This is a genomic window from Pseudoalteromonas sp. R86517 (genome assembly GCF_042466295.1).
GTDB classification, from domain to species: domain Bacteria; phylum Pseudomonadota; class Gammaproteobacteria; order Enterobacterales; family Alteromonadaceae; genus Pseudoalteromonas; species Pseudoalteromonas atlantica.
Window position 1 is genome coordinate 2,440,821 of sequence record NZ_JAXHCB010000001.1, and the last position, 14,369, is coordinate 2,455,189.

The following is a 14,369-nucleotide window of genomic DNA, read 5'->3' on the forward strand; positions in this document are numbered from 1 at the left end:
CCATTAAAATTAATTTAAATCAGTTTAGTGCACTATTATTAAAACAAAACGACTCAATAGCAGGGCTATCTCTTTAAAATATAAATTTTTTATTTATTTTTAAGGTTTTATTGACTAACTTTTAAGTTAGAAATTGCAACTTAGATATAATTACACCGGATGAGTAAATCCCATATGTTACAAAAAAGCCTTTCTAAGAAATTGTTAACTAATGTTTTATCAGTGTATTTTTTGCTTACCTTTGTGGTGACATGTGGACAGGTGCTTGCAGAATTTGTAAATACTAAAGACTACATTCGTGATGAGCTAAGTACGCTGCAAAAAACCTTTAGCCGAAGCTTAACACGCGCAATTTGGGAACTAAACACAAAGCAAACAATTACAACCGCAGAAGGCTTACTTGCTATACCTATGGTGGAGGGCATTATAGTGCGCGACGACAGCGGTGAAATTATTTCGCAGCTGGGGCGCTCTTTGGATATACACAAACTTTATAACCAACAACTCGTACAAGAGGAAGTCATTATAGAGGACACCAAATCGGGTCTCTTTGGTTATACCTTCCCCCTAATTTTTGAATTTTCGGGACGCGCTACTCAAGTAGGTGATGTGACCTTGTTCTCTAGCCGCGATGTGGTATTTAGCCGAATAATGGTATCTATTTACTTTTTAATTGGTAACGCCATGATCAAAACCACCTTTTTGATCATTCTGTTTTTAATGGCATTTAGAAAGCTGCTCACCGACCCTTTAAACGAGTTAACCGATCAAATAGAAAACTTAGAGCTTGATGACTTAGAAGGTCAACACATAGACATTGAGACCGAAGAGCATAACGAGCTAAACGTTATGGAGCAGTCTTTTAATAACTTAATAGATAAAGTAGTTCAATACAGAAAAGAGCTTGAGCATACCCAACGTGAGTTGATTGTTAGTAACGAAAAGCTCGACCAGCACAATATACAGCTTGAGCAAGATGTTGCCCGTAAAACGTCAAACTTAAGCCAAGCTATGATGGATTTACAACAGCAAAAGTACGAACTAGAAAAACAAAAGCTGGTACTAACCGAAGAAGTTGATTTACGCAGACATACCGAAGAAGAATTATTAACTAAACAAAAAGAGCTTGAACGCTACCTTGACGAGCTAAGCCTTGCTCAAGAGCGCTTAGTAGGCACCGAAAAAATGGCTGCACTAGGCGGATTAGTCGCCGGTATTACACACGACATAAATACACCTATTGGGATTGGTGTAACTGCTATATCGTTTTTACAAGAGCGTTTAAACACGTTAGAAAATGCCTACAAAGAAAAAAAGTTATCGCCCAAAGCATTAGAAGAGTTTATAAACGAAGCCAAGCAAAGCACAAGCTTGCTTACAACCAACCTTGATAGAGCCTCTGAGCTTATTGCCAGCTTTAAACAAATAGCGGTAGACCAAGCCAGTGAAGCTGTAAGAACAATTAACTTTAAAGATTATTTAAACGAAGTAATTTTATCGCTCCACCCTAAACTTAAAAAAACTAAGCACACCATAAATTTACAGTGTCCGGATGATTTAGTTCTTAACCTGCCTGCAGGGGCAATTAGCCAAATTTTTACCAACTTAATTATGAACTCAATTATTCATGGTTTTGATAATATTGCGCAGGGCAATATTGATATAAATATTAGCGCCGATGACACACTCCTTATTATTGACTACACCGATAACGGCAATGGCGTAACAAAAGAGCAATTAGCCAAATTGTTTGACCCATTTTTTACGACAAAACGCGACCAAGGCGGCAGTGGGTTAGGCACACACATAACCTTTAACTTAGTTAAGCAAACACTTAGCGGCTCAATAGAGGCAAGCAGTGAGCCTGGCAAAGGGCTTCATTACCATATTGAATTTCCTAAAAACATGCCAAAGCCATTATTTAATCAATAACGGCTTTGCTTAAAATCAGCCATTTCGAGAACCCCATTTTATTGCTATGATTGAGCAAATTTAAAAGATGGAAAAGTTACCTTATGTGGTTTAGTAACCTGATTTGTTATCGCTTTAAGCAAGATGTTTCGTACACTCAAGAAGAGTTTGAAAAAGCGTTAGAACAAGATGTATTTCGCCCTTGTGGCTCTCAAGACCTTTCTACATTTGGTTGGACAAAAGCATTTGGTAAGCATGGTGACTCGCTGGCGCATTTTTCACAAAAAAGCATTTTAGTGTGTGCCAAACGTGAAGAAAAAGTGCTGCCTGCATCTGTTGTTAATGAAATGGTTGCCGAAAAAGTAGATCAAATAGAAGCGGAAGAAAACCGCCCTGTTAAAAAGAAAGAAAAAGACGAGTTAAAAGAAAACATTTTAACTACCTTATTACCTCAAGCGTTTAAAAAATCGAGCCTACAGTTTGCTTTTATTGACCAAGAAAACGGCTGGGTTGTAGTAAACAGCGGCAGTTTTAATAAAGCAGAAGAGCTACTTGCATTGCTGCGTAAGTCTCTGGGCACATTACCAGTAGTACCTGCTTTTGCAAACTACGACCTAGATGTATTTTTAACTGATTGGTTAACTAACTTCAGCACCCCTGAAAACTTTGCTATAGGTTTTGATGCTGAGCTAGAAGAAGCCGACGACAGTGGCGCACAGGTTAAACTAAAAGGTCATGATTTATCGTGTGATGAAGTTAAATCGCACCTAGAAAATGGTAAACGCGTGACCAAACTTGCACTTGATTGGCAAGAACGCCTGAAGTTTATGCTGCAAAACGATGGCTCTATCAAGCGTTTAAGCTACTCAGAAACTTTAAAAGAAGAAAACGCCGATATTCCTAAAGAAGATATGGCGGTTAAATTAGATGCTGACTTTATTTTAGCCTCAGAAGAAATCAAGCTACTGCTTGAAGAGCTGACGGCCGGTTTAGGTGATGCAGAAGATTTATAAAACGCTAAAATTATAAGCGCTATTAAAATCGAAAAAAGCACGACTTAGTCGTGCTTTTTGCTTTTACCTTATAACTGCTAATTAGCTAAATGTGTCTTTTACATTTTCGAGCATGTCGTTGTATTCGTCACTTGAAAATAGCTGCATAGAAGGAATAACGCCTTTATCTATGTAGGTTTGTAAAGCCGCTGATTTATCAGAAACCTGTAAAGTCCCCTCTAAAATAGCGCCAATACGAATAAAATCAACATACCCAATCTCTTCAGGGCGATACGTAGGGTCGGCCCAATGCCTAGCAACATTTACAAATTCAGGTGGAAACTCCCACGCTCCCATAATTGAGCCACCAATTTTACCACTGAGCTTTTGAATTGCATGTGCTAAAAAGCTTGGGTTAGCAAACACCTCTGGGTGGCGCTCAGCTTCGGTTAAAATAGGCAGTACACCAATGTTATATACCAACGACGCCAACGTAATAGCGTCACTATTTAACGATGTACGTTTATTATTTTGTAAATAAAACGCCATAAGCGTTATTGAATGCCCCGCCACATTTAGCGTTTTTTGCCACGCTTTACTCATGTAGCCTTTTATTAGCTCATTATTAGAAACAAACAGCTGCTCCATTGCCATTGCGGTTGCTATATTTTTAATTTGGCGTAAACCAATGCGCGTAACCGCTTGCTGTAAGTTAGACACTTTAACCACTCGGCCCATAATTGCACTGTTAGCCACTTTGATCATGCGCGCTGAAAGAGCCGGGTCTTGTCCAATCACATCTGACATTTGCATTAGGTTTACATCAGGGTTATCGGCCGCTTGGCGCACTTTAATTGCAACTTCAGGTAACGTAGGTAAAACCAAAGTGTCGTTATTGATTCTATCAACCAAAATCGTTAATAGTGCATTTTCTGTAGACATAGAACTGTCATCCTTTTGTTTCTGGGCCGCAATGCAACTGCTAACCTCGGATAAAATGAGTAATACAATGAGTAATACAATGAGTATTATCTAACTTACCGATAAAGTTAAGAAAATTATATAAATTAATTGTTATTATCGCCTGCAGACGCGGTACACCGCCAAACACTTGCTATTTACCATTTAGTTTTGCTTTAATGCAGTCACTATAAGGAAACGTTTGTACGCGCTAGCAATTAAATTTAAGCGTACAAATAATTAAACTTACTTTTTTAACAGGCAATCAAATGATCTTAAACAAAATTAGCCAAGCAATTTTACTCTCAGGCGTCGTTTTTCTTAGTGCATGCTCAGAGCAAGCCCCCTCTTCGACCGAAGCCACAGGTGTAGAACTTGCTCAAAAAAGTGCCGCGCAAGCTGGCCCAGATTTAATTAATATTGATAAACAACGTTTAGATATTTACACCGACTTTAGCCTAGAAGCCGACCTATCTCATTTAAGTGAGAATCAAAAAGCCATGGTTGCTAAGCTTATCGATGCCTCTAAAATTATGGACGAGCTATTTTGGAAGCAGGCTTTTGGCGATAATAAAGACGCTTTTTTAGCAAAACTAAGTGATGAAAAAGTACGTAAATTTGCTGATATTAACTACGGCCCTTGGGATCGTTTAAATGGTGACGAACCGTTTTTATCAGGTTACAAAGAAAAAGCCCTTGGCGCACAATTCTACCCAGCCGACATAACAAAAGAAGAGCTAAATAATGCCGACGTAGAAGATAAAAAAGGCCTTTACTCATTAATTAAACGTGATGAGCAAGGTAACCTTTACAGCGTGCCTTACTCAAAAGAATACGCTGAGGAGTTAGCTAAAGTAGCAGATTTGTTACGTGAAGCCAGTAAGCTTGCCGATGATAAAGAATTTGCCAATTACTTAAACCTACGTGCTGATGCACTACAAAATGATGATTTTCAGGGTTCTGACTTTGCCTGGATGGACATGAAAAATAACCCAGTTGATGTGGTTATTGGCCCAATTGAAACTTACGAAGATCAACTCTTTGGCTACCGCTCTGCTTATGAGTCGTATGTACTAATTAAAGATTTAAAATGGAGCGAGCGCCTAGCTAAGTTTGCGGCCTTTTTACCAGAGCTTCAAAAAGGTTTACCGGTAGATGCTAAATATAAGCAAGAAGTGCCAGGCTCAGACGCCGATTTAAATGCTTACGATGTGGTTTACTATGCAGGTCACTCAAATGCGGGCAGCAAAACCATTGCCATTAACTTACCAAACGATGAGCAAGTACAGCTTGAAAAAGGCACTCGTCGCCTGCAGCTTAAAAACGCAATGCGTGCAAAATTTGATAAAATTCTAGTGCCGATTGCTGAGCAGTTAATTGTACCTGAGCAACGTAAGCATATTACCTTTAACGCCTTTTTTGCCAATACCATGTTTCACGAAGTGGCTCATGGCCTAGGTATTAAAAACACCATTACAAATAAAGGCACTGTGCGCCAATCATTACAAGAGCACGCAAGTGCACTTGAAGAAGGTAAAGCCGATATTTTAGGTTTATACATGGTTGAGCAGTTACTTAAAAAAGGCGAAATTACCGAAGGCACATTAGAAGATTACTACACCACCTTTATGGCGGGTATTTTCCGTTCAGTACGTTTTGGTGCATCAAGCGCACATGGTAAAGCCAACATGATCCGCTTTAACTTTTTTGCTCAAGAAGGCGCTTTTTCTAAAAATGAAGAGGGTTTATACCGTGTAAATATGGAAAAAATGGGCGTGGCTATGGCTAAGCTGTCGCGCTTAATTTTAACATTACAAGGTGACGGCGATTACGAAAAAGTAGATCAACTAATTGCCACTCATGGCGATATTAAAGAAGAGCTTGCTAAAGACTTAGAAAAACTAAGCCAAGCGAATATTCCGGTTGATGTAACCTTTAAACAAGGTAAAGACGTGTTAGGCCTTAACTAACCCAACACGTAATACTTTGTAATAGTTTAATAAAGCGCTGTAGTTTATAACTGCAGCGCTTTTTTTAGCGCTATTATTTGCTCATCTGTGTATGGTTTTGCTGGAAACTTACCCCACACCGGTGCAGGCCACGCAGCATCAGTTGTAAAACGTGCAATATGATGAATATGCAATTGCGGCACCATATTACCTAAAGCGGCCACGTTTAATTTATCAGGGCTAAACACTTGCATAATAAGTTTGCTGAGTTTGGCCGACTCTTTTAAATATACAACTTGATCGGCATCAGATAAATCGATGATCTCTTTTAAATTAGGTTTTCTGGGTACCAATACAAACCAAGGATATTGGCTGTCGTTAAGCAATAGCACCTTACATAAAGGCCAATCTGCCAGTTCTATACAATCGCGCTTAAGCTCTGGGGCGAGTTCAAAAGTGTGGTTCGTCATCGTCACATCCTAGTTAGTCTTTAATAATGGCCACTTTATAGCATTTATTTGCAGTTGCACACGCTTAGCTTTACCATTTAATACAATATTTATAATAAGCTAAGGCAACCTTGTGCTAAAAAAAATAAAACACTTAACCCTCGCACTACCGCTAGCTGTTGGCGCACTAAGCTTACAAGCAAAACCATTATCGCTAGAGCGTATTTTTGATGATCCGAGCTTGTCGGGTAAAGCTCCCGTACAACTTAAGTTTTCACCAGACGGTAGCCGCGTAACTTACCTGCAAGGTAAAACCGATGACTACAACCGTTATGATTTATGGGAATACAACTTAAAAGATAACACCAACAGAATACTGGTTGATTCTGCAAAGCTATTTTCAGGCCCAGAAAACCTCTCTGATGAGGAAAAAGCACGCCGCGAACGCCAACGTATTTTTGGTAAAGGTATTTTAGAGTACAAATGGTCTAAAGACGGCAAAGCCCTGTTATTCCCACTCAATGGTGACCTGTATTATTACGAGCTTGCATCTGGTAAAAGTAAAAAACTTACCAATACAGAAGCGTTTGAAACCGATGCCCGTTTTTCTCCTAAAGGTAACTATGTATCGTTTATTCGCGAGCAAAACCTTTACGCTTTAGCACTTGATTCAGGTAAAGAAATACAACTGAGCAAAGATGGCGGCGGCGTTATTAAAAACGGCATGGCCGAATTTGTAGCACAAGAAGAAATGAGCCGGATGACTGGCTACTGGTGGGCTGGCGATGAATCTAAAATTGCATTCACTCGCGTAGATGAAACCCCAGTAAAAGAAGCTATCCGTAACGAAATTTATGCAGACGAAGTAAAGCTATTTAATCAACGTTACCCATTTACAGGCACCGACAACGTTGAAATACAACTTGGCGTTGTGTCTTTAAATAATCAAAACGTTGACTGGGTTGATTTAGGCGACGATAAAGACATTTACATTGCGCGTGCTAAATGGCTAAAAGACAGCACAACCCTTTCGTATCAATGGCAAAACCGCTCACAACATAAGTTAGAACTACGTTTTTACAATAGCGATACTAAAACGCAAAAAGTAGCGCTAACAGAAAACAGCGATACGTGGATCAATTTAAACTTTGATCTGCATTTCTTAAAAGACAAAAAGCATTTTGTATGGGCTTCTGAGCGCGATGGTTTTAAACACCTTTATTTGTACCGCACTAACGGCCAGGTAATTCGACAAATCACCTCTGGCGATTGGGTTGTTGATAGCTTAAAAGGCGTAGATGAGAAAAAAGGCATAGTGTACTTTGCAGGACGTAAAGACACCCCGCTTGAAAGCCATTTATACAGCGCACCACTGTTTAAAAAAGGCAATATTAAGCGCATCACCGAACAAGGCCAATACCACAAAGTGGTAATGGCTAAAGACAGCAAAACGTTTATTGATAATAGCTCATCGGTAAACAAGCCTAACTCGGCGGCTCTTCGTAAAGTAAATGGCGAATTTATCACATGGCTTGAACAAAATAAGCTTGATGATAGCCACCCATTAACACCTTATTTAAGTGATTTAGCAACTCCAGAGTACGGCACAATTAAAGCAGAAGATGGCCAAGTAATGCATTACCGCTTGTTTAAACCAAGTAATATTGCAGACGGTAAAAAGCACCCAGTAATTGTTAATGTATACGGCGGCCCACATGCACAACGCGTTACAAATAGCTGGCGCAGCAAAAACTTGTACTTTCAATACATGGCGCAACAAGGCTATGTTATTTTTCAGCTCGATAACCGAGGCTCTTACAACCGTGGTAAAAAGTTTGAAGACGCTATTTACAAGCACTTAGGTGTTGTAGAAGTAGCAGATCAAATTAAAGGCGTTGAGTTTTTACGCACGCTTGATTACGTAGACCCACAACGCATTGGTATTTATGGCCACAGTTATGGCGGATACATGGCCCTAATGACCATGTTTAAAGCGGGCGATTACTTTCAAGCCGGTGTTTCAGGTGCACCAGTTACTGACTGGGCACTTTACGACACCCATTACACTGAGCGCTACCTTGGTCATCCAAAAACCAATGCAAAAGGCTACGAAGACAGCGCCGTATTCCCATACGCTGATGGCTTAAAAGGCCCATTAATGATTTACCATGGCATGGCCGATGACAACGTGTTGTTTACCCACGCCACTAAATTATTTAAACAACTACAAGATAACGAAAAACAGTTTGAAATGATGACCTACCCAGGCTCAAAACACAGCTTACGCGGTAAACAGGTGCAAACACATTTACACCAAACCATCACAAACTTCTTTAATCGACATTTTGATGTTAAATAATCATATGACGACTAAATAGACTAAAGGCTGATTGAAAAATCAGCCTTTTTTTTGTCTTAATAAGTTAGTGAGCCTAGATTAAACGCTTTTTTTAGCTACGCTTATTCTATGCGCTAAGGCGTACACTAATTGAGGACAAATTAATGCTTAACCTACGTAGTTTCAGTATTTTCCAGCGTTTTTTACTGTTAATAGCCATTGTTGTATTTGGCTTAATAGTACTTAGTATATCTAGCTTAACTCATCAATATAGCTCACTCAAAAACGAGCAATATCTAAAAACCCAAAATGTAGTAGAAACGGCATACAGTGTTATTGAGCATTACCACCAGCTTGAACAAAACAATACACTCACACAAGCGCAGGCTCAATCACAAGCACTGGCCGCTATAAAAGCGCTGCGCTATGACAAAACAAATTACTTTTGGGTAAACAACTACCAGCCCAAAATGGTAATGCACCCAATAAAGCCTGGGCTTAACGGTAAAGACTTAAGTAATAATAAAGACCCCGATGGCAAAGCACTTTTTGTAGAAATGGTGAACATTGTAAAACAACAAAAAGAAGGCTTTATTCCTTATAAATGGCCAAAACCAGGAAAAGATCAGCCGGTAGATAAAGTCGCATTTGTAAAAGGCTTTAGCCCGTGGCAATGGATTATTGGCTCAGGCGTATACCTAGATTCAATAGATGAAGCATTTAGCGAGCAGCGTAATCTCATCATAATTAGCGCTTTAGTTATGATTATTGCTGTCATTTTATTAAGTTACTTTATTGGTAAGAGTATACTCACGCCTACTCGTCTTGCCGCAGACATGATGAAAAACATATCGCAAGGTGAAGGTGACTTAACGCGTACGCTAAACGAATCGGGCAATGATGAAATATCTGAGCTGTCACGCTCTTTTAATTTATTTGTTTTAAAAATGCGCGAGTCGTTAGTACATGTATCGCACAGTGCTGATGATGTAAGCAAACACGCTCACACGGTGGATGAGTCAAGTAGAACAAGCCACTCCTTCATTGAACTACAAAACGACAGCTCCACACAGGTAGCTGCCGCCATGGAGCAAATGACGCACCAAATTCATGATGTGAGTCGTAATGCCGAAGCCGCTGAACAAGCAGCCAATGATGCAGCGCACAATGCCTCAACCGGTAAAAACGTGGTAGCGAATACCATTACCGCCATAGAAACACTCTCAAGTAATATAGAGACAGTGAGCCAAGTAACTGAAGATTTAGCAAACGAAAGTAACAATATAGGCTCTGTGCTTGATGTGATCAGAAGTATATCGGAGCAAACAAACTTACTTGCACTCAACGCTGCTATAGAAGCGGCTCGTGCAGGCGAGCACGGCAGAGGGTTTGCAGTTGTTGCCGATGAAGTGCGCACATTAGCCAGCAGAACCGGGCAAAGCACAGATGAAATTCAAGCCATGATCACTAAATTACAAGAAGGCGCTAAAGCGGCTGTAGAGGCGGTAAAATCAAGCCAAGCACTGTCGGTGACGACGGTAGAGCAGGTTTCATCTGCCGATACATCGCTCAATGAAATAGAAAGGCTGGTATCTATAATTACCGACATGAACAGCCAAATAGCCCGTGCCACCGAGCAGCAAACACAAGCTGCTGACGAGGTTAATTTACGTATTAACGAGCTATCTCAATCAACCGAGCAATCACTAAATAATACAAAGCAACTTACCGATGCCAGCGATAACCTCAAACAAAGTAGCCAAGGGCTTTCAAGTGTGGTTAATCGCTTTAAATTAAAATAATTTAAAAAAAAGCCCTGAATTAACAGGGCTTTTTATTACATAAGCGTTTTTAGCTTATACCATTTCGCATAATTAAGTGATCTATTTTTAGGATGGAAAAACGTGTTGATGGCTAGGCAAAAAATTTGCTATTTAGTTGTTCTAAATGAGAATTTTTTAACACAGATAGCGACACGTTTAGCCCCGAAAAATGATTAAGTATTATTGCGGATTGGTATTACATACAGTAGCGTGCAAATAAGCTGGTTACTGATGCTGCGGTTGGCTTGCCGTGCTGCCAATCACCGCCTTCAACACCACTACCAGCAATATCCATATGTACATAAGGAAGCGGCTGCTCAGAGTCGTTACCGTGTTTATCAAGCCCACCAACAACGGCTAAAAACGCCATAGGGAATTGATGCCCACGGGCTGTAACAGCAGAGGCCGCATTATTGCTTGATAAAACATCATCAGCGAGGGTACGCGGTTTGATAAAGGCGTAATCTTCACGGCGAGAGCGAGAAACCTCAGCTGCATCTGCCCATAAATCACCACAATCCGCTATTTGACGAGAGGTATTAGCGCTACGTGCAGGTCCGTTTTCAACATATGCTCCGTAAGGGCCCATAGCACGTGCCGCATGGCCTGTAAGGGTTGCTACGGTGAACAATGTTGGGTTAACTTCACCTTTGGCGACATCTTTCATTTCGCTAAGTAGATCACCCATAGCTAAGCGCCCTTCTGCATCGGTGTTACCAATGCGTACACGTACGCCTTCACGGCTAGTGATAATTTCATCTGGTACAAAACAATCTGAGCCAATTGAATTACGAACCACAGCTAAGTAAGAAATAACTTTAACGCCTTTAGGTTGGTAATCTGCCACGGCTTTCATAAAGCCCGCAACGGATGCAGCCCCGCCTTTATCGCGGCTCATACCCGCCATGTAACCGCCTACTTTTAAATCGGCGCCGCCGGTATCGTAAACTAATCCTTTACCAACAAACATTAGCGTGCGCGTTACTTCACCTTCTGGCACGTATTCTAGCTTAACAACACGTGGGTGGTGGCGCTCAACCGCATAAGATGCGCGAGCAACGGTACTAAGCATAGGGTAGTTTTTATCTATCGTGTTAATATCGTCAATCACATCAACCGCTACTTTAGAGCCTTTAAAAAGCTCAACACAGTAATCGGCAAAGCGTGGTGGCGCCATACGTTCAGGCTCAGTACCGCATAAATCACGTGCTGCATATTGCCCTGCTGCAATTGCATTTACAGCTTTAACTGTTTGCTCATTTGCATCTATTAAACCTATTTGCGTAATAGGTTCAATGCTTTCGCCGTGGTATTCGCGCGCCTCTAAAGGCTGCCATAATGCTTGGCATGCGCCTAAATACGCCACTTCTAACGCATGCTGGTAACGCGCATCTGTATGTAATTTAGGTAAGTAAATAGCAGGGTTTACACTGCCCGCGGCTTTTGCTTCGTTAATCGCTAGTTTAGCGGCATCAAAGTAGCGCCTTACATCATCGTAATCGCGGTTAAGCGGCCCAGTAGGTGCTAAAACAACGCGTACATTATCAACCACTAAAAACGTAACTTGTTTACCAATACGAGAATCTACTTTAGCGTGTGATTCGATAGCATCACTTAATGAGTTATTGGCTAATTGAGAAAAGTCATCACTAATTATAATAAGTGCATCGTGAGAAAGTGAGTCAAAGCTTGCACTAAGTGATTGTGCAGCTATCGCTTGAGGATATGCCATAAGTAAAACTCCTGTTAGAAAACATAAGGGGCTATTATCGTTGATATAAAAACACAAAACCAGCCAACTGCGATCAGCTCATTTTAATCTGGCAACTTGGTTTTACAGCTAACTAAAGTGACTCCATATTTTAAGAAGAAATTAACAACCACTATATAGTTTTTAGTAAAGGTAGCCGCTGCTTGCTCCACGTTTAAATTACTTTGCTAAAGCACTCTAAATTGCAAAAAAGCGTGTAGTTAATCAAGAATACTCAGTTGCAAATTTAAATTAGGTTCATTTTTAACACCCACTCCGATACCTAATAAACGCACTGGTTGCTGCATACCCCGTTGATACGCCTTAGAGAGTAATTCAGTAAAAATAGCGGTATTTAATTGATGATGGGCTTGATCCGCTGAGGTAACAACAAAGTTTGCAAACTTCACTTTTACACTTAGCTTATTAATACGATTTTGTAGCTGTTGCTTATTAAGGCGCGCTGTTAGCTCTTCCAGTAATTTAGGTAACTGATCTAAACATTCTTGTAAGCTATTTTTATTGTATTCATAGGTGTGTTCAACACTAAGGGATTTACGCACTCGCTCAGTGGTTACTTTACCAATATATTCGCCAGCACATTTTTGATAAAGCGATACACCAAAATTCCCCACGTGCTGCTGCATCCAATTAACGCCTTTCTCGCGAACGTCTTTACCTGTGTATAACCCCTTTAAATTAAGCTTTTCGAGGGTTACTTTGCCCACACCAGGGATTTTACCTAGCGGTAAATTATTTAAAAACGCATCAACTTCATCCGGTAAAACCACAAATTGGCCATTGGGTTTATTTTCGTCACTGGCTATTTTGGCAATAAACTTAATGGGGGCAACTCCGGCAGAGGCAGTAAGGCCAGTATCGTTATAAATATCTGCTCTAATTTGCTGAGCAATAAGCGTTGCGCTGCCTTTGCATGCGGTGCTGTTGGTTACATCTAGGTAAGCTTCATCAAGCGACAGCGGCTCTATTTGATCGGTGTAGCGTTTAAATACAGCGCGTATTTGGTTAGAAATTTCTTTATAAACCGCCATGCGCCCAGGCACAATAACTAAATCGGGACATAATTGCTTAGCGTGGTAGTTAGACATAGCCGAGCGAACACCATATTCGCGCGCTATATAATTTGCTGTAGAGAGCACGCCACGACGGCTATTGCCACCAATCGCTAAAGGCACACTGGCAAGTTTGGGGTTATCGCGCATTTCAACCGCTGCATAAAAGCAGTCCATGTCGATATGAATAAACTTTTTCATCACCACATAACAACTGTTTATTTATACAGCCATTATTAAGGATTCACTTTCATTAAGCAAGTCCATTAAAGCCTGTTTAACTTGCTAAAGTTAAAGCGCGACTAGGTGTAGCGCGTTAAACCGTGCAAGCTTTAAACCGCTTTTTTAAAACGGCTGCTTAAAGCGCTTTGATTTTTTAAAGCAATGTAGCCAAAAAACAAACTCCAATAAAAACCCCGCAGCTAAAAGCATTATGCCGCCGGAGGCATTACCCATTGCATAGCAAGCAAAAGACGCTATAAAAACTAAACTGGCTAAAGCCCAATTAATTATATTTTGCATGTGTGTTCTCGTGTGTGTGTTGTCTGTGTTATTTAACTGTAGTCCTAAAAATAAATAGGTACAATCATCTTATAAAAAAACATGGCATTTATTGTCTTGAGCTACAAACACCATATTGATAACCTCATTCATTTAAAACTAAGAGTACACATACATGCAAAGGTTCAAAGATCAGCACCCTATTCATACCGATATCACCGTAGCATGGGCCGATATGGACGCCCTACAACATGTTAACAACGTGGTGTACTTGCGTTATTTTGAAATTGCGCGTATCGATTTTCTAAATAAAATAAATCAGTTTGATACGATAAAACCAGGTGGAATAGGCCCGGTCATTAGTGAAAACAATATTCGCTATAAACGTCCAGTGACCTTCCCAGATACCTTAACCGTAGGTATTACTATTTCAGATATAAAAAGCGACCGTTTTATGATGAATTACTCTGTATTTAGCCATGCTCAGCAAGCTATTACTACCACAGGCTATTCTCAAGTTGTTATGTTTGACTTTAAAACAGGACAAAAAGCGGCGATTTCAGAGCCATTACTATCGGCACTACACCAATTCGCTTAATTAGGTTTTATTGCGAATTGGTATT

At 40.3% G+C, this 14,369-nt stretch carries 10 protein-coding genes; 6 read left to right on the forward strand and 4 right to left on the reverse strand.

All coding sequences use genetic code 11. The annotated features are described in order from the left end of the window. Positions 1-174: 174 nt before the first annotated feature. Complete coding sequence (locus SJY38_RS10985) at positions 175-1,932, forward strand: HAMP domain-containing sensor histidine kinase (protein WP_029773775.1); 1,758 nt, start codon at positions 175-177, stop codon at positions 1,930-1,932. Positions 1,933-2,015: 83 nt separating this feature from the next. Beyond that, positions 2,016-2,924, forward strand: a complete 909-nt coding sequence (gene rdgC / locus SJY38_RS10990; protein ID WP_004586854.1) for a recombination-associated protein RdgC — start codon at positions 2,016-2,018, stop codon at positions 2,922-2,924. Positions 2,925-3,005: 81 nt separating this feature from the next. On the opposite strand, the gene SJY38_RS10995 is transcribed toward rdgC, so the two are convergent. Continuing rightward, positions 3,006-3,845 (reverse strand): HDOD domain-containing protein, encoded by an 840-nt coding sequence (locus SJY38_RS10995; RefSeq protein ID WP_138577583.1) that lies wholly within the window; start codon positions 3,843-3,845, stop codon positions 3,006-3,008. 287 nt (positions 3,846-4,132) lie between these two features. On the opposite strand from SJY38_RS10995, the gene SJY38_RS11000 reads away from it, so the two are divergent. After that, positions 4,133-5,833 (forward strand): Zn-dependent hydrolase, encoded by a 1,701-nt coding sequence (locus tag SJY38_RS11000; RefSeq protein ID WP_286745329.1) that lies wholly within the window; start codon positions 4,133-4,135, stop codon positions 5,831-5,833. Between the two features lie 44 nt (positions 5,834-5,877). Here SJY38_RS11000 and SJY38_RS11005 read toward each other — a convergent pair whose 3' ends face one another. After that, the gene (locus SJY38_RS11005; protein ID WP_286745332.1) at positions 5,878-6,282 is read right to left on the reverse strand and encodes an HIT domain-containing protein; all 405 of its coding nucleotides are present in this window, start codon (positions 6,280-6,282) and stop codon (positions 5,878-5,880) included. A gap of 112 nt (positions 6,283-6,394) precedes the next feature. On the opposite strand from SJY38_RS11005, the gene SJY38_RS11010 reads away from it, so the two are divergent. Together SJY38_RS11010 and SJY38_RS11015 are read left to right on the forward strand one after the other, a co-directional pair. Further along, on the forward strand, positions 6,395-8,620 hold the full coding sequence (locus SJY38_RS11010) for a DPP IV N-terminal domain-containing protein (RefSeq protein WP_377109746.1): 2,226 nt from the start codon (positions 6,395-6,397) through the stop codon (positions 8,618-8,620). 143 nt (positions 8,621-8,763) lie between these two features. Further along, the gene (locus SJY38_RS11015) at positions 8,764-10,401 is read left to right on the forward strand and encodes a methyl-accepting chemotaxis protein (RefSeq protein WP_377109747.1); all 1,638 of its coding nucleotides are present in this window, start codon (positions 8,764-8,766) and stop codon (positions 10,399-10,401) included. Between the two features lie 217 nt (positions 10,402-10,618). On the opposite strand, the gene SJY38_RS11020 is transcribed toward SJY38_RS11015, so the two are convergent. After that, on the reverse strand, positions 10,619-12,154 hold the full coding sequence (locus SJY38_RS11020; protein WP_377109749.1) for a M17 family metallopeptidase: 1,536 nt from the start codon (positions 12,152-12,154) through the stop codon (positions 10,619-10,621). Between the two features lie 239 nt (positions 12,155-12,393). Further along, on the reverse strand, positions 12,394-13,446 hold the full coding sequence (dinB, locus tag SJY38_RS11025) for a DNA polymerase IV (RefSeq protein ID WP_024031675.1): 1,053 nt from the start codon (positions 13,444-13,446) through the stop codon (positions 12,394-12,396). 475 nt (positions 13,447-13,921) lie between these two features. Between dinB and SJY38_RS11030 the strand changes: the two genes are divergently transcribed. Further along, positions 13,922-14,344 (forward strand): thioesterase family protein, encoded by a 423-nt coding sequence (locus SJY38_RS11030; protein WP_004588512.1) that lies wholly within the window; start codon positions 13,922-13,924, stop codon positions 14,342-14,344. Positions 14,345-14,369: the final 25 nt, after the last annotated feature.

What these genes read in the sequence shown, in the direction of transcription:
- SJY38_RS10985 (WP_029773775.1), top strand. Translation starts at nt 175, where the DNA reads ATGTTACAAAAAAGCCTTTCTAAGAAATTGTTAACTAATGTTTTATCA.
- rdgC (WP_004586854.1), top strand. Translation starts at nt 2,016, where the DNA reads ATGTGGTTTAGTAACCTGATTTGTTATCGCTTTAAGCAAGATGTTTCG.
- SJY38_RS10995 (WP_138577583.1), bottom strand. Translation starts at nt 3,845, where the DNA reads ATGTCTACAGAAAATGCACTATTAACGATTTTGGTTGATAGAATCAAT.
- SJY38_RS11000 (WP_286745329.1), top strand. Translation starts at nt 4,133, where the DNA reads ATGATCTTAAACAAAATTAGCCAAGCAATTTTACTCTCAGGCGTCGTT.
- SJY38_RS11005 (WP_286745332.1), bottom strand. Translation starts at nt 6,282, where the DNA reads ATGACGAACCACACTTTTGAACTCGCCCCAGAGCTTAAGCGCGATTGT.
- SJY38_RS11015 (WP_377109747.1), top strand. Translation starts at nt 8,764, where the DNA reads ATGCTTAACCTACGTAGTTTCAGTATTTTCCAGCGTTTTTTACTGTTA.
- SJY38_RS11020 (WP_377109749.1), bottom strand. Translation starts at nt 12,154, where the DNA reads ATGGCATATCCTCAAGCGATAGCTGCACAATCACTTAGTGCAAGCTTT.
- dinB (WP_024031675.1), bottom strand. Translation starts at nt 13,446, where the DNA reads ATGAAAAAGTTTATTCATATCGACATGGACTGCTTTTATGCAGCGGTT.
- SJY38_RS11030 (WP_004588512.1), top strand. Translation starts at nt 13,922, where the DNA reads ATGCAAAGGTTCAAAGATCAGCACCCTATTCATACCGATATCACCGTA.